Annotated in this window: 19 protein-coding genes; 7 read left to right on the forward strand and 12 right to left on the reverse strand. The window is 73.2% G+C overall.

The features are described 5' to 3' along the window. The first annotated feature begins 122 nt into the window (after positions 1-122). Positions 123-509, forward strand: coding sequence for an STAS domain-containing protein (locus BZZ08_RS22235; protein WP_104634009.1), 387 nt, complete (start codon positions 123-125; stop codon positions 507-509). Here BZZ08_RS22235 and BZZ08_RS22240 read toward each other — a convergent pair. Together BZZ08_RS22240 and BZZ08_RS22245 are read right to left on the reverse strand one after the other, a co-directional pair. Then, the gene (locus tag BZZ08_RS22240; RefSeq protein WP_104634010.1) at positions 402-1,406 is read right to left on the reverse strand and encodes a sigma-70 family RNA polymerase sigma factor; all 1,005 of its coding nucleotides are present in this window, start codon (positions 1,404-1,406) and stop codon (positions 402-404) included. The genes BZZ08_RS22235 and BZZ08_RS22240 overlap by 108 nt on opposite strands. Positions 1,407-1,533: 127 nt before the next feature. Next, complete coding sequence (locus BZZ08_RS22245) at positions 1,534-2,844, reverse strand: MFS transporter (RefSeq protein ID WP_104634011.1); 1,311 nt, start codon at positions 2,842-2,844, stop codon at positions 1,534-1,536. A gap of 63 nt (positions 2,845-2,907) precedes the next feature. Between BZZ08_RS22245 and BZZ08_RS22250 the strand changes: the two genes are divergently transcribed. After that, complete coding sequence (locus tag BZZ08_RS22250) at positions 2,908-3,861, forward strand: LysR family transcriptional regulator (RefSeq protein ID WP_104634012.1); 954 nt, start codon at positions 2,908-2,910, stop codon at positions 3,859-3,861. Here BZZ08_RS22250 and BZZ08_RS22255 read toward each other — a convergent pair. The 7 genes from BZZ08_RS22255 to BZZ08_RS22285 all read right to left on the reverse strand — a co-directional run bounded on the left by BZZ08_RS22255 (position 3,815) and on the right by BZZ08_RS22285 (position 12,262). Next, positions 3,815-4,798, reverse strand: coding sequence for a carbohydrate kinase family protein (locus tag BZZ08_RS22255; RefSeq protein WP_104634013.1), 984 nt, complete (start codon positions 4,796-4,798; stop codon positions 3,815-3,817). The two genes, BZZ08_RS22250 and BZZ08_RS22255, sit on opposite strands and share 47 nt — an antisense overlap. Before the next feature lie 11 nt (positions 4,799-4,809). Continuing rightward, positions 4,810-6,003, reverse strand: a complete 1,194-nt coding sequence (metK, locus tag BZZ08_RS22260; protein WP_104634014.1) for a methionine adenosyltransferase — start codon at positions 6,001-6,003, stop codon at positions 4,810-4,812. Positions 6,004-6,072: 69 nt separating this feature from the next. Next, complete coding sequence (locus BZZ08_RS22265) at positions 6,073-6,786, reverse strand: CPBP family intramembrane glutamic endopeptidase (RefSeq protein ID WP_241965535.1); 714 nt, start codon at positions 6,784-6,786, stop codon at positions 6,073-6,075. Next, positions 6,783-9,350, reverse strand: coding sequence for an MMPL family transporter (locus BZZ08_RS22270; protein WP_104634015.1), 2,568 nt, complete (start codon positions 9,348-9,350; stop codon positions 6,783-6,785). The genes BZZ08_RS22265 and BZZ08_RS22270 overlap by 4 nt, the downstream gene beginning before the upstream one ends. Further along, complete coding sequence (locus tag BZZ08_RS22275; RefSeq protein ID WP_104634016.1) at positions 9,347-10,276, reverse strand: class I SAM-dependent methyltransferase; 930 nt, start codon at positions 10,274-10,276, stop codon at positions 9,347-9,349. The genes BZZ08_RS22270 and BZZ08_RS22275 overlap by 4 nt, the downstream gene beginning before the upstream one ends. 97 nt (positions 10,277-10,373) lie before the next feature. After that, positions 10,374-11,021, reverse strand: coding sequence for a hypothetical protein (locus tag BZZ08_RS22280; RefSeq protein ID WP_104634017.1), 648 nt, complete (start codon positions 11,019-11,021; stop codon positions 10,374-10,376). Next, positions 11,018-12,262, reverse strand: coding sequence for an aminotransferase class I/II-fold pyridoxal phosphate-dependent enzyme (locus tag BZZ08_RS22285; RefSeq protein ID WP_241965536.1), 1,245 nt, complete (start codon positions 12,260-12,262; stop codon positions 11,018-11,020). The genes BZZ08_RS22280 and BZZ08_RS22285 overlap by 4 nt, the downstream gene beginning before the upstream one ends. A 440-nt stretch (positions 12,263-12,702) precedes the next feature. Here BZZ08_RS22285 and BZZ08_RS22290 point away from each other — a divergent pair, with 440 nt between their 5' ends. From BZZ08_RS22290 to BZZ08_RS22300, 3 genes are read left to right on the forward strand one after another with little or no spacing between them, the layout of a single operon-like run. Further along, on the forward strand, positions 12,703-13,245 hold the full coding sequence (locus tag BZZ08_RS22290; protein ID WP_104634019.1) for a TetR/AcrR family transcriptional regulator: 543 nt from the start codon (positions 12,703-12,705) through the stop codon (positions 13,243-13,245). Continuing rightward, positions 13,242-13,574: a DMT family transporter gene (locus BZZ08_RS22295; RefSeq protein ID WP_446750267.1), complete on the forward strand. Its 333-nt coding sequence runs from the start codon at positions 13,242-13,244 to the stop codon at positions 13,572-13,574. The genes BZZ08_RS22290 and BZZ08_RS22295 overlap by 4 nt, the downstream gene beginning before the upstream one ends. Continuing rightward, on the forward strand, positions 13,571-14,065 hold the full coding sequence (locus BZZ08_RS22300) for a DUF5360 family protein (protein WP_198601625.1): 495 nt from the start codon (positions 13,571-13,573) through the stop codon (positions 14,063-14,065). The genes BZZ08_RS22295 and BZZ08_RS22300 overlap by 4 nt, the downstream gene beginning before the upstream one ends. A gap of 4 nt (positions 14,066-14,069) precedes the next feature. Here BZZ08_RS22300 and BZZ08_RS22305 read toward each other — a convergent pair whose 3' ends face one another. Next, entirely contained in the window at positions 14,070-14,831 is a 762-nt protein-coding gene (locus BZZ08_RS22305) for an alpha/beta hydrolase family protein (protein WP_104634021.1), read from the reverse strand. Between the two features lie 135 nt (positions 14,832-14,966). On the opposite strand from BZZ08_RS22305, the gene BZZ08_RS22310 reads away from it, so the two are divergent. Both BZZ08_RS22310 and BZZ08_RS22315 read left to right on the forward strand, forming a co-directional pair. Beyond that, on the forward strand, positions 14,967-16,157 hold the full coding sequence (locus tag BZZ08_RS22310) for an adenosine deaminase (protein WP_104634022.1): 1,191 nt from the start codon (positions 14,967-14,969) through the stop codon (positions 16,155-16,157). A 140-nt stretch (positions 16,158-16,297) separates the two neighbouring features. Then, positions 16,298-16,666, forward strand: a complete 369-nt coding sequence (locus BZZ08_RS22315) for an ATP-binding protein (protein ID WP_104634023.1) — start codon at positions 16,298-16,300, stop codon at positions 16,664-16,666. Between the two features lie 83 nt (positions 16,667-16,749). Here the strand turns inward: BZZ08_RS22315 and BZZ08_RS22320 are convergent, their stop codons facing one another. Both BZZ08_RS22320 and BZZ08_RS22325 read right to left on the reverse strand, forming a co-directional pair. Further along, positions 16,750-16,953, reverse strand: a complete 204-nt coding sequence (locus BZZ08_RS22320; protein WP_030145644.1) for a PspC domain-containing protein — start codon at positions 16,951-16,953, stop codon at positions 16,750-16,752. Positions 16,954-17,048: 95 nt separating this feature from the next. Next, entirely contained in the window at positions 17,049-17,600 is a 552-nt protein-coding gene (locus tag BZZ08_RS22325) for a VanZ family protein (protein ID WP_104634024.1), read from the reverse strand. Between the last annotated feature and the right edge of the window lie 109 nt (positions 17,601-17,709).

The raw sequence follows: 17,709 nt of genomic DNA on the forward strand, positions 1-17,709 counted from the left end.
TTCCGGACGGAGACGCGGGTGCCGGGCGGCGCGGAGGCGGGACGGGGTATGTGGGCCATACAGCGAACCCTCTGTGGGAGGGCCCGCGCAGGTCAATGTGATCCACGACGGGCCCCGCACCGATGAGTTCCGCCGGTCGGCCGGGTCTACCGCACGTGGACGCCGTGACACCCGCCGTACTCGTGCTGCCGGGGCCCGTCTCCCGAGGGGAGACGCCCCGGTTCTGCGACGAGGTGCGCGCGCTGCTGGAAACCACCCGGGCCGGGGTGGTCGTCTGCGACGTCGGCGGTCTCGGACCGCCGGGGCTCGCCGTCGTCGACCTGCTGGCCCGGCTGGAACTCACCGCCCGGCGGGCCGGGGGCCGGATACGGCTGCGCGACCCCGATCCGGCCCTGCACGCCCTACTGGACCTCGTCGGCCTCCGCTTCGAGACGGAGCGGCAGGTCGAACAGCGGGAACCACCGCTTGGTGTCGAGGAAGCAGTGGAACCCGGTGATGCGGCCGTCTGAGATCTCCAGCACCTGGACCGCCCACGGCGCGAAGCCGCCCGCCTCCGGGTCCGGCTTGTAGTGCGCGAAGGCCGGCAGCCCGTTGGCCTCCACCCGCAGCAGCCGGGAACCGGCGCACGCGGCGCCGAGCGTGCTCATGAAACCGGTGATGTCCGACGGACCGGCCAGCCACAGGTCGAACGGCGGCATCGTCATCACCGCGTCCTCGTGCAGCAGCGCCGTCAGCGCCGTCATGTCGTAGCCCTCGAAGGCCGCGACATAGCGCTCCAGGAGCTTCTGCTGCTCCTCGTCCAGCGGGTCCGACACCGCCGCGTCGGCCCCCCGGTCCGACCGCTCGGCGAGTGTCGCGCGGGCGCGTTGCAGGGCGCTGTTGACCGAGGCGACCGACGTGCCGAGCAGCTCGGCGACCTCGCTCGCCTTCCACGCCAGCACCTCGCGCAGGATCAGCACCGCCCGCTGCTTGGGCGGCAGCTGCTGGAGGGCGGCCATGAAGGCGAGCCGCACGGACTCCTTGGCGACCGCGGCCTCGGCCGGGTCGGCGGTCTGCGGCAGTACGCGGGCGTCCGGCATCGGCTCCAGCCAGGTGTGGTCCGGGCGGGGGGACAGGGCGGCCTGGGCGAGCGGCGTCGCCTCCGTCAGGTCCATCGGACGCGCCCGCTTGTTGCCCGCGGTCAGCATGTCCAGGCAGACGTTGGTCGCGATCCGGTACAGCCACGAGCGCAGGCTGGAGCGGCCCTCGAACTTGTCGTAGCTCCGCCAGGCGCGGACCAGCGTGTCCTGCACCGCGTCCTCGGCCTCGAAGGAGGAACCGAGCATCCGGTAGCAGTACCCCGTCAGCTCGGGCCGGTGCTTCTCCAGCGCGGAGTCCAGCTCCGTCGTCACGGTGCCGTTGGTCATCGTCCACCCACCCCTGTGGCGTCCCGTCGTGCGCGTCTTCGCGCCTCGCACTTCGGAAGCTACCGCAGGGGACTGACAATGGCCTGTGCAGTCAATGAAAGCGCAGGTCGGGGAGGGGGTGGAATCCTCAGCGGGACAGGCTCAGCGTCTTCACCGGGGCGTCGCCGGCCTGTCGGCGGGCGGCCAGCGATCCGGAGACCGTGATCACCACGACGCCCAGCACCGCGAGGAACCCGACGCCGACCGTGCCGGACCAGCCGCCGGAGTGGAAGGCCACGGCGCCGACCGTGCTGCCCGCGCTGGAGCCCACGTAGTAGGCGGACTGGTAGAGCGCCGAGGCCTGGGCGCGGCCGTGCTGGGCGGTCTTGCCGACCGCCGAGGAGGCCACCGCGTGCCCGGCGAAGAAGCCCGCCGTGATCAGCACCAGGCCCAGCAGGACCAGCGGCAGCGACGGAGCCAGGGACAGCAGCAGGCCCGCCGCCGTCGTGCCCGCGCCCAGGTAGAGCGCCCCGCGGCGGCCGAGGCGGCCCACCAGACGTCCCGCCGTCGAGGCCGAGACCGTACCGACCAGGTAGACCAGGAAGATCGAGCCGATCAGGCCCTGCGGAAGGGAGAACGGCGCTTCCGTCAGGCGGTAGCCGATCACCGTGTAGACGCCGCCGAACACCGTCATGAAAAGGGCGCCGATCGCGTACAGGCGGCGCAGCAGCGGGTCGGCGAGGTGGTCGCGGACCGTGCGGACCAGGACCCGGGGGCGCAGCGAGCCCGGCGTGAAGTGCTTCGGCGCCGGGAGCAGCAGCCGGAAGGCCACCGCGCACGCCACCGCGACGAGGCCGATGACCCCGACGGCGACCCGCCAGCCCCATTCCTGGGCGACCCAGCCGGTGATGACCCGGCCGCTCATGCCGCCGACGCTGTTGCCCGCCACGAACAGGCCGATCGCGGTGACCAGCGCCCGCGGTCGCACCTCCTCCGCGAGGTACGCCGTCGCCGAGGCCGGCAGCCCGGCCAGCGCCGCGCCCTGCACCGCCCGCAGCGCGACCAGCGCCGGCAGCGACGGGGCGAAGGGCACCAGCAGTCCGACGGTCACCGCGACCGCCAGCGACGCCGTCATGACCGTACGCCGTCCGAACCGCTCCGACAGGGCGCTCATCGGCAGGACGAACACCGCGAGGCCACCGGTCGCGGCAGCCACCGTCCAGCTCGCGTCGCTCGCCGTGACGCCCAGGTCGCCCGAGATCAGCGGCAGCAGGGCCTGGGTGGAGTACAGCAGCGCGAAGGTCGCGACGCCCGCCAGGAACAGCGCGAAACTCATCCGGCGGTAGCCGGGACCGCCCGGTGTCATGCGCGAGTCGCAGGGGCCTGAGGCGGCGGGGGCCGTGGCGGCGGCGGATGCGGCGTCCACGACCGTGGACGCCCCGGTATCGGCGGGAGTCATGCCACGAAGGTACGAAGCCCCTTACTCATCCGTCCAATGCATGGAATGGCCATAATCGTTCCCATGGTGCATCAGCAAAGCTCACGGCCCCGCCTGTCACCGTCCGGTGACACAGAAGACATCGTCGCGCTGCTCGCGCCCCGCCTCGCGCACTTCGCCGGCGTGGCCCGCACCGAGCACGTCACCCGGGCCGCCCAGGAGATGAACGTCCCCCAGTCGACCCTCTCCCGCGCCCTCGTCCGCCTGGAGGAGGACCTCGGCGTCGACCTGTTCGTGCGCCGCGGCCGCACCCTCGCGCTGACCGTCGCCGGGCGCACCTTCCTCGGCTCCGTCGAACGCGCCCTCGCCGAGGTCGAGCGCGCCGCCGACGAGGTTCGCGGCGACGCCGACCCGGCCACCGGCAAGGTCGCCTTCGGCTTCCTGCACACCATGGGCGCCGAGACCGTCCCCGGCCTGCTGCACGCCTTCCGCGCCGATCACCCCCGGGTCCGCTTCAGCCTCGTGCAGAACTACGGCGAGGCCATGCTGGAGCGGCTGCGCGCGGGGGAGCTGGACCTGTGCCTGACCTCCCCGGTGCCCGACGCACCCGACCTGGTCGCCCGCCGCCTCGACGAGCAGAAGCTGCGCCTGGTCGTCCCGGCCGACCACGCCCTGGCCGGCCGCAGGCGCATCCGCCTCGCCGAGGCGGCCGACGAGAACTTCGTGACCCTGGAACCCGGCTACGGGCTGCGCCGCATCACCGACGCCCTGTGCAAGGAGGCCGGTTTCCGGCCCAAGGTGGCCTTCGAGGGGGAGGAGGCCGAGACACTGCGCGGCCTGGTCGCGGCCGGACTCGGCGTCGCCCTGCTGCCACCGCCCGCCGTGCCCCGCCCCGGCGTGGTCGAACTGACGGTCACCGCCCCGCGCGCCGCCCGTGAGATCGGCGTGGCCTGGCTGGCGGGCCGCACGGACACCCCGCCGGTGGCGGCGTTCAAGAAGTTCCTGCTGTCGCGGCGGGGAAGTCTGCTGCCGGCGTAGGAAGCGCGCCCCACCCGGCGAACGGCGGCAGACTCGCCGGGTCGAGCGTGTACTCCTGGGTGCCCGCGCAGCCCAGTGCCCGTGCCGCCACGGCGCAGCCCAGCCGGGCCGCCCGGTCGAGGGGCAGATCGTGGGCGAGCCCCGCGAGGAAGCCGGCCCGGAAGGCGTCGCCCCCGCCGGTGGGGTCGACCACCTCGGCGACGGGCACGGCCGGGACGCTCAGCGTCGGCGTGCCGCGGCGGGCGATGCCGACGCCGTCCCCGCCCCGGGTCGTCACCCACGCCCCGACCCGCGCCAGCACCTCGGCCTCGGTCCAGCCGGTGCGCTCCCGCAACAGGGCCGCCTCGTAGGCGTTGGTGAACAGGAACCGGGCGCCCGTCACCAGCTCGCGGGTCTCGGCGCGGCCGAGCCGGGCCAGTTGCTGGGACGGGTCCGCCGCGAACGGGATGGAGCCGGAGCGGCAGGCACGGGTGTGCCGCACCATCGCGGCCGGGGCGTCGGCGCCCACCAGCACCAGGTCGAAGGGGCCGTGGCGGCGTGCGACCGCCGCGAGGTCGATCGCCTCCGCCTCCGCCATCGCGCCGGCGTAGAAGGTGGCGATCTGGTTCTGGTCCAGGTCCGTGGTGCACACGAAACGGGCGGTGTGCCGGGTGGCGCTGATCGTCACCGCGGACGTGTCGACGCCCACCGCCCGCAGCCGCCGCGCCGGGCCGTCGAAGTCCGCGCCGGCCGCGCCGACCAGGAGCGCGCCGATGCCCAGCCGGCCGAGCCCGTAGGCGATGTTGGCCGCGACCCCGCCGTCGCGCACGGTCAGATCGTCGACGAGGAAGGACAGCGCGACGGTGTCGAGCCGGTCGGCGACGAGTTGCTCGGTGAACCGGCCGGGGAAGGTCATGAGGTGGTCGGTGGCGATGGAGCCCGTGACGGCGATGCGCATGCCGTGGCCCCTCACAGTCCGGCGGCCGAGCGCAGGGCGTCCACCCGGTCCGTGCGTTCCCAGGTGAACCCGGGCAGCTCACGGCCGAAGTGGCCGTAGGCGGCGGTGCGCGCGTAGCGGGGCCGCAGCAGGTCGAGGTCCCGGACGAGAGCGGCGGGACGCAGGTCGAAGACCTCCCGCACGGCGTGCTCGATCCGGGCGACCGGAACCGCGGCGGTGCCGAAGGTCTCCAGGAACAGACCCACGGGGCGGGCCACCCCGATGGCGTAGGCGACCTGGGTCTCGCAGCGCCGGGCGAGGCCGGCCGCGACGACGTTCTTGGCGACCCAGCGCATCGCGTAGGCGGCGGAGCGGTCCACCTTGGAGGGGTCCTTCCCGGAGAAGGCCCCGCCGCCGTGCCGGGCCATGCCCCCGTAGGTGTCGATGATGATCTTGCGGCCGGTCAGACCCGCGTCCCCCATGGGCCCGCCGGTCTCGAACCGGCCGGTGGGATTGACGAGCAGGCGGTAGTCGTCGGCGGCCAGGTCGAGCCCCGACTCGCGTGCGTCGGCCAGCACCTGGTCGACGACGTGCTTGCGGATGTCGGGCCCGAGCAGGCCGTCCGCGCTCACGCCGGGCGCGTGCTGGCCGGAGACCACCACGGTGTCCAGGCGTACCGCGCGGGCGCCCAGGTACTCGACGGTGACCTGGGTCTTGCCGTCGGGACGGAGGTAGGGCAGCGTGCCGTCGCGCCGTACCTCGGTGAGGCGTTCGGCGAGCCGGTGCGCCAACTGGATGGGCACCGGCATCAGTTGCGGCGTCTCGTCGGTCGCGTAGCCGAACATCAGGCCCTGGTCGCCCGCGCCCTGCCCGTCGAGCGGGTCGCCGTCCTCGCCCGAGACGTCCACACCGAGGGCGATGTCCGGGGACTGGGTGCCGAGGGAGACGTTGACGCCGCAGGAGGCGCCGTCGAACCCCTTGGCCGACGAGTCGTACCCGATCTCCAGGATCTTGGCCCGCACGAGCCCCGGTATGTCGGCCCAGGCCGTGGTGGAGACCTCGCCGGCCACATGGACCTGGCCGGTCGTGATCAGCGTCTCCACCGCCACGCGGGCGGACGGGTCGTCGCGGAGCAGGGCGTCGAGGATCGTGTCGCTGATCTGGTCGGCGATCTTGTCGGGGTGGCCCTCGGTGACGGATTCGGACGTGAACAGGCGGCTGGGCATGACGGGTTCCTGTCTGTCGGGATCGGGAGGACGAGAAGGCCGGACGAGAAGGCCGGAGGAGAAGGCCGGTCAGAGCCAGAGGTGTACGGCACCGAGCAGCAGCAGGTTGCACACGCCCTGCGCCACCGCGCAGGCCACCGCGGAGCCGGTGACCGCGCGGCACACGCCCAGGGCGAGACCCATGAGGAAGACGGACGGGAGCACGCCGCAGATCACCTGGGGGTTGAAGGGCCGCAGCCCGTAGTCGCCGAGGTGGACCAGGGCCCACCCGGCGGCCGTGAGCACCACCGCGGCGCGGGTGCCCCAGGGCCGTTCCACCGCGCGGAAGAGGACACCGCGGTAGCAGACCTCCTCCACCAGCGGCACCAGCACGCCCATGGCGAGGAGCATCGCCACGACGTCCGCCCAGGGCGCGCCGGGCACCAGGCCCTCGAACAGCTTGGGCACCCACCGCGTCCAGTTGTCCTCGTCCGTGCCGAACGCGGCGCGGGTGGCGAGGAACGTCTGGGCGTAGACCACGGCCACCATGGCGGTGCACCACAGCAGCGGCGCCCACCCGCTGAAGCCCCGTATCCCCGCGTCGGCCCACCGCGTGCGCGGCACCAGTCCCAGGGCGGCGGCGCTCAGGGCCACCGCCAGGACCATCACCGGCACGCTGAAGGCGCCGCCGATCCGCACCGCGGCGAGCAGCGCGAAGAGGGCACCGGCCGAGGCCACCGGGGCCGCGGACACCCGGCCGCGCAGCCCCGGGCCCCGGTGGGCGGGCGCGGGCAGGCCGCTCACCGCGCGTCCGCCGTACGGCGCTTGCCGCCCCGGCGGCGCAGGCTGGGCAGCCACCAGTTGTAGCGGCCCAGGAGCAGCAGCGTGGCCGGCACGAACAGCATCCGGATCACCGTCGCGTCGAGCAGGACGGCGAGCCCGAGGCCCGCGCCGTACTCCTGGAGCATCAGCGTGGACGACAGCGCCATCGTGCCGAGGCTGCCGGCCATGACCAGGCCGGCCGCGTTGATGACCCGGCCGGTGTCCACGACCGCGTTCACGGTGGCCTCCTCCTGGGAGGCGCCCGCGCGGGCGAGGTCGCGGACCCGGGTGACCAGGAAGATCTCGTAGTCCATGCCCAGGCCCATCATCAGGACCGTGAGGAAGATCGGCAGGTCGTCGATGACCACCTCGCCGCGCCAGTGGTGGAAGATCAGGACGGTGAGCCCGATCGCCCAGACGTTGCTCAGCATGATCGTGGCGATCAGCCGGACGGGGACGAACAGCGACCGCAGCGTGATCACGAGCATCACGAAGACCCCGAGGCTGACCAGGGCCACCATCTGCCAGAAGCTGGACCGCAGCGCGGCCCCGTACTGGAGGTCCACCTCCGTCGCCCCGCCGACCACCAGGTCCCCGACGCCCGCGTCCGTCTCCCGGACCGTGTCGCGCAGCCGGTCCAGGGTGTCGGCCGCGGCGGCCGAGTAGGGGTCGTCGGCCAGGACCACGACGAACCGCAGGGTGCCGTCGCGAGCCACGTGGTCGGTGAGGAAGGCCTGCCCGGCGGCGGCCTGTCCGCCGGTCCAGGGCGTCCCGAAGGGCTGCGTCGCCGAGTCCACGGAGGCCACCCCGTCGGTGGCGGCGAGCCGCTCGGTGAACCGCGCGACCGCGGCCCGCCCCTCGTCGGTCAGCGCACCGTCCCGCACGACGCCGGGCGCGGCGGGACCGAGCACCGTGGTGGGCAGCGCGGCGCTGTCGCCCCACTCACCGGCCAGCGTCTCGAAGCCCTGCCGGGCGTCGGTGACCGGGCTCAATGCGACCGGGTCGGAGGTGGAGCGGTTGCCCGCCACGAGCAGGGCGAGCGGAGCCGTCACCACGAGGAACACGACGACGATCGCCACCTTCCGGCGGCGTGCGAAGTGCGCCATGCGCAGCAGGTGCCGGCCCATCGCGCCCTCGTGCTCCAGATCGGTCAGCGCGCCGCGCCCCAGCGCGAAGAACCGGTCGCCGAGCAGCACCAGCAGACAGGGGGTGAGGGTCAGCGCGGCGGCGAGCACGATGGGGATGCCGAGGAGCCCGCCGTAGCCGAGCGGCGGGATCCAGTCCACCGGGGACAGCAGCGTGGCGCCGAACGCGAGGGCCACCGCGACCGCGGCCAGCAGCATGCTCTCACCGGCGTGCACCGTGGCGTGCACCGCGGCCTCGCGCGGAGGACGCCCCGCGAGCCGTTCCTGCCGGTAGCGGGACGACAGCAGCATGCTGTAGTCGACACCGGCGCCCAGCATCACGAACTGCATGATGGTCACCGTGAACTGGGTGAGCGTCACCTGCTGGCCCAGTCCGTACAGCGCGGCCTGACTGACGCTCATGGACAGACCCACGACCGCCAGCGTGAGGATCGCCGGCACCAGGGCCCGGAAGAAGACCAGCAGGACCACGAAGATGATGACGTACGCCACCGACTCCATGAGGGCGTTGTCCGCCTCGGCCTTGGCGTACGTGTCGTGGATGAGCGCCAGTTCCCCGGTCACGTGCACCGTGACGCCGTCGCGGTCGCCGGCCAGTTCGCGCACCGACGTCCGCAGCCCCTCCACGTCCGGGTCGCCGTGGCCGTCGGCCGCGTAGGCGACCGACACCAGCGCCGTGCCGCCGTCCTGGGAGAGCAGCCGGGCCGCCGCGCCCCCGGGCACGGCCACGGGGAAGTCGCGCCAGTCGGTGGCGACGGTGAAGTCGCCCGCCAGCCGCGTGAGTTCCTGGCGGGAAGCGGCCTCGACCGCCGTACGCGCGGTGGACGCGAGGGCGGCCGGGACGCGCCCGGCGGCCACCTCGGCGTCCACGTACGCGCGGCGCTCCGCGGCGGTGTCGCCCCGCTCCCGTGCCTGCTCGCGCACTCCGCCCAGCAGCGCGGCGGTCGCGTCCCGGTACAGCGTGAACGCGGAGGCCGTGCTCCGGACCTCGCCGCTGCGCAGGGGGCCGGCCAGCCGCGCGTCCAGACCGGCCAGCAGTCCGCGCAGTTCGGGGCCGTGGGCCTCGGTGGCCTCGGCCACCACCGTGACCTCGCGCTCCGAGCGCTGCGGGAAGGCCCGCTTGGTGAGTTCGTCGGCGCGGGCACTGGTGGTGCCGGGCACCACCTTGGAGGCGCCCTGGTCGTCGAGGACCGAGTGCAGCTGTCCCGCCACCGGGGTGCACAGGGCGATGAGCACGGCCCACACCGCGATCACCGTCTTCGGGCGGCGGGCGAGGCCCTCGGCGAGCCGGAACAGGGCGCGCTGCACCGGGGACCGTGCCGGTGGCCCGGTGGAGGGGGCGGGCGGGGACGGCACGCGCACCGTCCCGGTCGCGCCCGAGGTGGTCGGCGTGTCCGTCATACCGGCACGACCCCGTCCGGGCGGTCGGCGCGCCCCGCGCGGGCGTCGGCGGGCTTGGCGCCGGTGACCACGACGAAGGTGTGCTCGATGTCCAGGGTGCCCTGCCGCTCCAGCAGTTCGGCCAGTCCGTTCTCGATGCGGCTGAGCACCAGCTGCTCCCGGTCGCTGTCGACGGCGGTCTTGAAACCGGCCGCGGCGCCGGAACGCTGGACCCACTCCATGACGGCGGCCGGGGTGTGCGCCGGGATCGTCTGGGCGCCGTCCCGCTGGGTGCGCACGGTCAGCCCGGCCTTGGCGAACCAGCGTGCCACCGTCGCCGCGTCCTTCGGCAGCGAGACCCTGATCAGGCCGGTGAGCAGGGACGGATCGTCGGCGAAGACGCGCTCGAGGGCACCGGTGAGCGCGTGGTGCGCGTCGGCCCGGGTCTCGATGACGACGACGTGTCCGCCCGGCCGGAGGATCCGGTTGATCTCGGCGAGCAGACGCGGCGGCTTCGTGTAGCAGATCGCCCACCCCACCACGACGACATCGGCACGGCCCGAGGGGATGCCCCGCACGAACCCGTCCATGTCCCTCTCGGAGAGTTCCACCCGCAGGTCGGGCGCGTCCTGGGCGAGCGGAAGCACCTTCCGCTTCGCGACGCCGAGCATGCCGGGTGACTTGTCGACGGCGAGTACGGTGCCGCGGCCGCGCAGCCGACGGGTGATCTCGGCGGTCAGGTGGCCGGTCCCGCAGGCGAGTTCGACGACCGTGTCGCCCGGGGAGATCGGCACGTCGTCGAGGGCGGCGACGGAGTGCCCGCCCATCACCGGGCTGAAGAACGTGTCGTAGTCGTCGCTGGCGGCGTCGTAGTCGGCCGTGGGATCGGCGTGCGCCTTGGTGGCGGCGAGGCGCAGCGCGCGGACGGCGAGGCCTATGCGTGACATGCGGACTCCTTCGGAGACAGAGCGTGGGCAGGAAGGCGAGGGGAGGTGAGGGAACGAGAACATGGGGACGGCCGGCGCGGCGGAGAGGTCAGCGGGATCAGCGGCGCACCTGTCGGTGTGCGGGGCCCGTCACGGGGACGGGCGTGCGGGTCAGTTGGAGCAGACCGCAGCAGCAGGCCAGCGCACTCGCGGCGGCGCGCGCCTCCGGCAGCCGGACGGCCGCGGCCACACAACCGAGGACGACGCCCAGACACAGCAGCAGCACCGCGGCCCGCACCGACACGCCGGAGCCGGAGCCGGAGCCGGAGCCGGAGCTGGAGCCGGAGCTGGAGCCGGAGCCGGGGGCCGAGCCCGCGCCCGGGGCCGAGCCCGAACCCGAACCCGAACGCGGCCCGTCCCGGTTCGCGGGGTCCATCAGTGTGGCGGCCACGATGCCCGTCGCCATCGCGCAGCACACCCCGCCCAGCAGCAGACCCCACCGTCCGCCCGGACACGCGACCGCCGGGCCCAGGGCGAGCAGCGCGGGCGGCAGTGACCGGGGCGGTGTGCCACCCAGGGCGTGTGCCGCGCCGGCGGTGAGGAGGAACGCGAACAGGAGCAGTGCCGACGTCACCAGCGCGTCGTGCCGGACCACTTGGGCCGCCGCGCTGACCCCGAGCGCGAGCCCGGCCGCGGCCAGCGCCGAGGCCGCCCCGGCGCGGGCGACGACGGGCCCCGGGGCGGCGCCGGTGTCCACGCCGGTCATGCCACGCGGGTCGACGCGGTCGGCCGGAGCGCCCGCTGGTGCGGTGCGACCTCGGCGGCGAAGGCGTCGACGACCCGGTCGAGCTGCGTGACGGTGTGGGCCGCGGTGTAACTGGTGCGCAGCCGCGGCGAGGCGGCGGGCGGCAGGACCGGGTTGACGTACACGCCACGCTGTACCAGGCGCTGCCAGATCCGGACGGTGTCGGTCGCCCCGGCGGTCGGCAGGGGGATGATCGGGGTGCTGCTCTCCCCGGCCAGCACTCCGGCGCCGCTCAGGCCGCGCCGCACGTGGTCGGCGTTGGCGAGCGCGGTCGCCGACAGCTCCGGTTCGGCCCGCAGGATCCGCAGCGCGGCCAGGGCGGCCGCGGTGTTGGACGGCGTCATGGAGGCGCTGAACATCAGGCTGCGCGCGTGGTGCTTGAGGTAGTGGATGGCCTCGTGACTGCCGAGCACGGCGCCGCCCAGCGACGCGAGCGACTTGCTGAACGTGACGGTGATCAGGTCGACCCGGTCGGTCAGCCCGAAGTGCGCGGCGGTGCCCCGGCCGCCCGCCAGCACGCCGAGGCCGTGCGCGTCGTCCACGAGCAGACGCGCTCCGTACTCGGCGCAGACGTGGGTGACGGCGGGGAGGTCGCAGATGTCGCCCTCCATCGAGTAGACGCCGTCCACCACGACGAGGCGCCCGGCGTCGTCGGGCAGGCGCTCCAGCACGCGTCGCAGCCCGGTGGCGTCGTTGTGCGGGAACTTGCGCATCCGGGCGCCGCTCAGCCGGCAGCCGTCGACCAGGGAGGCGTGGGCGTCGTGGTCGATGAGCACGTAGTCGCGCGGGGTGAGCAGGGCGGCGAGGACGCCGAGGTTGGTCTGGTAGCCGGTCGACATGACCAGCGCCGCGGGCTTGCCGAGGAACGCGGCCAGCTCCGTCTCCAGCTCCTCGTGCAGTTCGGTGTTCCCGTTGAGGAACCGCGATCCGGTGCTGGAGCTGCCGTACCGCTCGGCGGCGGTGCGGGCGGCGGCCAGGACGCGGGGGTCGCCGGTCAGCCCCAGGTAGTTGTTGGAGCCGCACATGACCAGGTCACGGCTGCCGGTGCGCACCGTGCTGCCCTCACCGCTTTCGAGGGCCTGGAAATAGGGATAGAGCCCGGCCGCGATCAGGTCGTCGGCCGCTGTGAAAGCGGCGAACCGGGAGTATATGTCGGGCGGGGATTTCACGGTTCCGGTTTTGGTGCCGAGTTCAGCTGTCACGTACTTTCCCTTTGTTGAATTCAAGTCACTAAAGGGCGTGCAGGAATGCCGAAGGGCGCGGATGAGCGCATGCGGCCAGGGCAGGATGCCGTCTCGCCCGGAGTGGGTCATCGTTGACCGAGGGCGACAGAAGGTGTGGCGGAGAAGGGCGGGCAGCGCCGTGGACAACGGGGCCCGCGAGGTTTGCTAAGCGCTCGATTCGATCATGTAATCCCCCGAATGATCGTATGCGCCGGCCGGTCTGGGCAGGCGACGGCGAACATAACCGTTCTCCGTCAAGCGTGTCAACGAAATCCTTTTGAGTCGGCGGATATTGCACGGAATTCATGATTCCGACCTTCTCGATGCCGCAGGTCAGGGCTTGTTGCATGTGGTACGGTTCATTCGACCGTCCAGACGGTCGGGAATGCTGGTAAGCCCTATCGGAAACGGATGAGTACGTGCGCGACCGAATCCTCGACGCCGTGGAACGACTGCTGGTCAGGGGCGGGGTGGACGCGGTCCGGCTGGACGCCGCGGCCGCGGAGGCCCGGGTGAGCAAGGGCGGCCTGCTCCACCACTTCCCCTCGAAGCGCGCGCTCGTCGAGGGCGTGGTCACCCGGCTGGTCGACCGGTTCGAGGCCGTGCTCCCGGGGTCGGACGCGCCGCCCGGGGCCTTCGCGAAGGCGTGGCTCGACGCCTCCATCCCACCGGAGGTCTCCGAGGACGGTGAACCGGCCGCCTCCGCCGTGCCGGTGGCCCTGCTCGCCGCGGCGGGCGGACCCGAGGTCCTCGACATCCTCCGCGAGCGCTACGACGCCTGGCAGCGCCGGCTCGACGAGGACGGGCTGGCACCCGGCGTGGCGACGCTGGTCCGCATGGCCGTGGACGGCTGGTGGACCGCGCGGCTGCTCGGCCTGGCCCCGCCGCGCGGCGAAGAGCACCGCCGGCTGCGGGCGTTGGTGGACGAACTGACGACACGACAGGATCAGGGGGACGGTTGATGGGATTCCTGCTGGTGGCCGGGGCGATCGTCTCCGAGGTGGCCGCGACCCTCGCGCTGCGCGCCTCGCACGGACTGACCCGCCTCGCCCCGAGCCTCCTCGTGGTCGCCGGCTACGCGGCCGCCTTCGTCCTGCTGGCCCAGGCGCTCAAATCGCTGAACGTGGGGCCGGTGTACGCCGTGTGGTCCGGCGTGGGGACCGTCGGGGCCTTCGTCGGCGGCGTCGTCCTGTTCGGCGAGCAGCTGCGCACGGCGACCCTGGTCGGCATGGCGTTGATCGTCGGCGGAGTCGCCGTGATGTACCTGGGCGGGGGCGTCGAGCACGGATGAGCGCCGGGACCGACACCGATTCCGCCACCCACACCCCCTGCCTGTCCGGCATCAAGGCGGCGATGCTGGTGACCGACCTGGGCTTCCTGCTGTATTGGTCGGTGGCCCTGCTCGCGCTCATCCCGGCGGAATGCGCCTACAAGGACTACGACGACCCGGTGATGAGCGACTGGAACTACTCCTTCCTGCCCCTCGACATCGCCGCCAGCGTCACCGGCCTGCTCTCCCTGGCGCTCTCCCGGGGCGCACTCGGGGACCGCGCCCGCCGGCACCGCCCGCTCTGGCTGCCCCTGATGCTCGTCTCGCTCACCCTCACCAGCACGGCCGGACTGCAGGCCGTCGCCTTCTGGGCGCTGCGCGGCGACTGGTCCCCGACGTGGTGGATCCCGAACCTGGCCCTGCTGCTCTTCCCGGTCTACGCCCTCACCGTCCTGCTGCGCCACGGCGGCAGCACGGCGCACCGGCCGGCCCGGCGGCCGCCGGGCCGCTGACGCGCTACCGCCGCAACGACTTCCCGAACCCCGCCGCCAGCGGCATCCGCAGGCCCAGCGGCGGGGGAGCGGCCAGGGCGTCCTCCACCGGACGCGAGAAGGACTGCCCGAACAGCGCGCCCATCACGAAGTCCTCGGCCAGCGCCGCGACCTCGTCCCGGTACTGGCGCAGTCCGTGGCCGTCGGAGTGCACCTCGAACCGGCACACGGCGCGGTTCGCCTTCTTCGCCCGGGAGGCGAGCCGGAACGACAACTCCGGGTCGCTGCGCCCGTCGTTGGTGCCGTGCACGATCAGCACCTGGCGTCCGGCGAGCTGCTTCACCGGTTCGGGTGGCGCGGCCACGTCGTCCTCCGGCAGCCACGGGGCGATCGCCAGCGCCGAGTTGACCGCCTCGTGCCCGGCCGCCCGCAGCGCCGCCCGTCCGCCCATGCCGACGCCCGCCAGGCAGACCGACACGTCGCCGTAGCGCCGTACGGCCTCGTCGGCGGCCCATTCGGCGTCCCGCGCGAGGTGCGCCTCGGCGCCGTTCCAGCCGCGGTAGCGGTAGTGCACGACATGCGCGGCCAGCCCCTCCTCCCGGCCCGCGCGGGCCAGCCTGCGCCCCAACGCGCGTACGGACGCGGCCGCGAGCAGCGCGGAGGGCCTGCGGTCGGACATCTCGTCGCCCCCGGGGAGCAGCAGCACCACACCGCTCACCGCCGTCCCCTCCGGACCGAGCGTCCGCCCCAGCCGGGCCCGACGGACCGGCGTCGCTTGCTGTGCCATGGCAGAAGATTCTCAGAAGACCGGGTGTACGGAACCCGTCCGCGCAGTCACCGTTACATATCGGGGAGTCCGTACACCGCGTCGGGTCCCGGCGTTCGCCCGGCGTTCTACGCGCGTAGGAGTTAGAGTGCGGAAATGACGAGCCAAAGCACCGGGAAGAGCGCCGCGGCGAACACCGCGACGGTCTCCAAGACACCGTCGCCCGACCGGATCCGCCGGGCACCGAAGGTTCTGCTGCACGACCACCTCGACGGCGGGCTGCGTCCCGGCACGGTCGTCGAACTCGCCCGCGAGACCGGCTACCCGGACCTCCCCGAAACCGACGCCGGCCTGCTCGGCACCTGGTTCCGGCAGGCCGCCGACTCCGGGTCCCTGGAGCGGTACCTGGAGACCTTCTCCCACACCGTCGGCGTCATGCAGACCCGCGACGCCCTGGTCCGGGTCGCCGCCGAGTGCGCGGAGGACCTCGCCGAGGACGGCGTCGTCTACGCCGAGGTGCGGTACGCGCCCGAGCAGCACCTGGAGGGCGGGCTCAGTCTCGAAGAGGTCGTGGAGGCCGTGAACGAGGGCTTCCGGGAGGGCGAGCGCCGGGCGCGGGACAACGGCCACCGCATCCGGGTCGGCGCCCTGCTCACCGCCATGCGGCACGCGGCCCGCTCCCTGGAGATCGCCGAACTCGCCAACCGCTACCGCGACCTCGGCGTGGTCGGATTCGACATCGCGGGCGCAGAGGCCGGCTACCCGCCCACCCGGCACCTGGACGCCTTCGAGTACCTGAAGCGGGAGAACAACCACTTCACCATCCACGCCGGTGAGGCCTTCGGGCTGCCGTCCATCTGGCAGGCCCTGCAGTGGTGCGGCGCCGACCGGCTCGGGCACGGGGTGCGCATCATCGACGACATCCAGGTCCACGAGGACGGCTCGGTCAAGCTCGGCCGGCTCGCCTCCTACGTCCGGGACAAGCGGATCCCGCTGGAGCTGTGCCCCAGCTCCAACCTCCAGACCGGCGCCGCCGACTCCTACGCCGAGCACCCCATCGGGCTGCTGCGCCGACTGCACTTCCGGGCCACCGTCAACACCGACAACCGGCTGATGTCCCACACCAGCATGAGCCGGGAATTCGAGCACCTGGTCGAGGCATTCGGTTACACGCTCGACGACATGCAGTGGTTCTCCGTCAATGCGATGAAATCAGCGTTCATTCCTTTCGATGAACGACTGGCCATGATCAATGACGTCATCAAGCCCGGATATGCGGAGCTGAAGTCCGAATGGCTGTTCCAGCAGACGGCTTCGACCAGCGGTTCTTCGGCATCCGAGGGCTGAGTGCGGGGTGACGGTATTACGGAAACGCGGGCGGGCTTTCACAATCCGTCCGCATTTCGATGTTTGCCGCCGGGGGTGAAGCGTGTTTACGGTCGAGCACCGCTCACATCCCCGTCACCCCATCGCGAGGACGCATTTCCATGAAGCAGTCTGCTGCCAAGACCCTCGGTGTCGCCGCCCTCGGTGCCGCCTTCGCCGCCGCCGGCGCGGGCGCGGCCACCGCGGCCCCCGGGCTCCCCGACACCGCGCAGACGGTGGACTCCGTCGCCCGCACCCTCCCCGCGGAGACCGTCTCCCAGGTGGCGCCCGGCGCGGGCAACGTGCTGGAGCAGGGCCGCAAGGTCTCCCACACCGGTCTGACCGCCGCGCAGCCGGTCGTCGAGCAGGTGGTCGCCGAGCAGCTCGCCGAGGGCCCGACCGAGCCGGTCGCCAAGCTGCTCGGCGGAGTGCCGCTGAAGGGGCTGCCCACCCAGGGCCTGCCGGTCAACGGCCTGCCGCTGGGCGGCTGACCCGCCTCCCGCCCACGCGCCGACGGGGCGCACCCGGTGTCGCCGGGTGCGCCCCGTCGGCGTACCAGAGGGAGGTACCTGCCTCACCAGGCCGTGCGGGCGGCCTTCTCCTCGGACGGGAGCAGGATCCACAGGGCCAGGTAGAGCAGGAACTGCGGGCCGGGCAGCAGGCAGGAGACCAGGAAGATCACCCGCATCGTGCCGTTGGAGGTGCCGAAGCGCCGGGCCAGCGCGGCGCACACTCCGCCGATCATGCGGCCGTGGGTGGGGCGGGCGAGGCGGGACATCGCGGCTCCTTCGTGAGCGTGTGGGTGGGGCCGCCTTCCGGCTTCCCCTTCATCTGCCCTCCACGCTACGGAGACGAACGGCACAAAGCGTCGCTCTACGGGGCGATACCGACCCTGGGAATCGTCGGGGTCCGACCCTGAGCGGGCTCCTCCTGGGGGACACCCTCCCGCCCGGCCTGCCGGTACCAGCGACGGATCCGAGCCCGGCCCGCCGGGACCACGGCGAGGTGCGCCAGAGCCACCCCCACCGTGTTCAGCAGCACCGAGTCGATGTCGACGACCTGACCGGGCACCCCGGTCTGCAGCAGCTCGATGCCCACCGACAGCAGGGCGGCCGCGGCCGTGGTGCGCAGCAGGGACGCCAGCGGCGAGACGTGCAGCCGCCCGCCGGCCATCGGCAGCAGGACGCCGAGCGGTGCCAGCAGGACCAGCGCCCCGCCCAGCGAACGAGCCGCCGCGGGCCCGCCCAGCGCCAGGTCGGCGCGGATCCCCGCGAAGGGCCGCACGTTCGGCGGCAGCACCCAGGGGACGTCCAGCGGCCGCAGCGCGAACCAGGCGACGAACGCGAGATGTGCGACCAGGAGAACACTTCCTGTCGCACGGATGCGGAGCGCGGCGCTGCCGCCGAGGAACCCATGACGCTGCACGTCCCCCTAGACGCGTCCCCCGCCGCGCGCGGTTCCGGGCTCCCACCCGCAAGGGTGAGGCCTGCGCCACATGGCCCCGCGGGGGGCTCCGCGGGGGCTCCACGGGGCA

It is taken from the genome of Streptomyces sp. MH60 (genome assembly GCF_002939385.1).
In the GTDB taxonomy this organism is placed as follows: domain Bacteria; phylum Actinomycetota; class Actinomycetes; order Streptomycetales; family Streptomycetaceae; genus Streptomyces.

Bases quoted from the DNA above. Each gene is read 5' to 3' on its own strand.
- BZZ08_RS22235 (WP_104634009.1), top strand. From the start codon at position 123: ATGAGTTCCGCCGGTCGGCCGGGTCTACCGCACGTGGACGCCGTGACA.
- BZZ08_RS22240 (WP_104634010.1), bottom strand. From the start codon at position 1,406: ATGACCAACGGCACCGTGACGACGGAGCTGGACTCCGCGCTGGAGAAG.
- BZZ08_RS22245 (WP_104634011.1), bottom strand. From the start codon at position 2,844: ATGACTCCCGCCGATACCGGGGCGTCCACGGTCGTGGACGCCGCATCC.
- BZZ08_RS22250 (WP_104634012.1), top strand. From the start codon at position 2,908: ATGGTGCATCAGCAAAGCTCACGGCCCCGCCTGTCACCGTCCGGTGAC.
- BZZ08_RS22255 (WP_104634013.1), bottom strand. From the start codon at position 4,798: ATGCGCATCGCCGTCACGGGCTCCATCGCCACCGACCACCTCATGACC.
- metK (WP_104634014.1), bottom strand. From the start codon at position 6,003: ATGCCCAGCCGCCTGTTCACGTCCGAATCCGTCACCGAGGGCCACCCC.
- BZZ08_RS22270 (WP_104634015.1), bottom strand. From the start codon at position 9,350: ATGACGGACACGCCGACCACCTCGGGCGCGACCGGGACGGTGCGCGTG.
- BZZ08_RS22275 (WP_104634016.1), bottom strand. From the start codon at position 10,276: ATGTCACGCATAGGCCTCGCCGTCCGCGCGCTGCGCCTCGCCGCCACC.
- BZZ08_RS22280 (WP_104634017.1), bottom strand. From the start codon at position 11,021: ATGACCGGCGTGGACACCGGCGCCGCCCCGGGGCCCGTCGTCGCCCGC.
- BZZ08_RS22300 (WP_198601625.1), top strand. From the start codon at position 13,571: ATGAGCGCCGGGACCGACACCGATTCCGCCACCCACACCCCCTGCCTG.
- BZZ08_RS22305 (WP_104634021.1), bottom strand. From the start codon at position 14,831: ATGGCACAGCAAGCGACGCCGGTCCGTCGGGCCCGGCTGGGGCGGACG.
- BZZ08_RS22310 (WP_104634022.1), top strand. From the start codon at position 14,967: ATGACGAGCCAAAGCACCGGGAAGAGCGCCGCGGCGAACACCGCGACG.
- BZZ08_RS22315 (WP_104634023.1), top strand. From the start codon at position 16,298: ATGAAGCAGTCTGCTGCCAAGACCCTCGGTGTCGCCGCCCTCGGTGCC.
- BZZ08_RS22320 (WP_030145644.1), bottom strand. From the start codon at position 16,953: ATGTCCCGCCTCGCCCGCCCCACCCACGGCCGCATGATCGGCGGAGTG.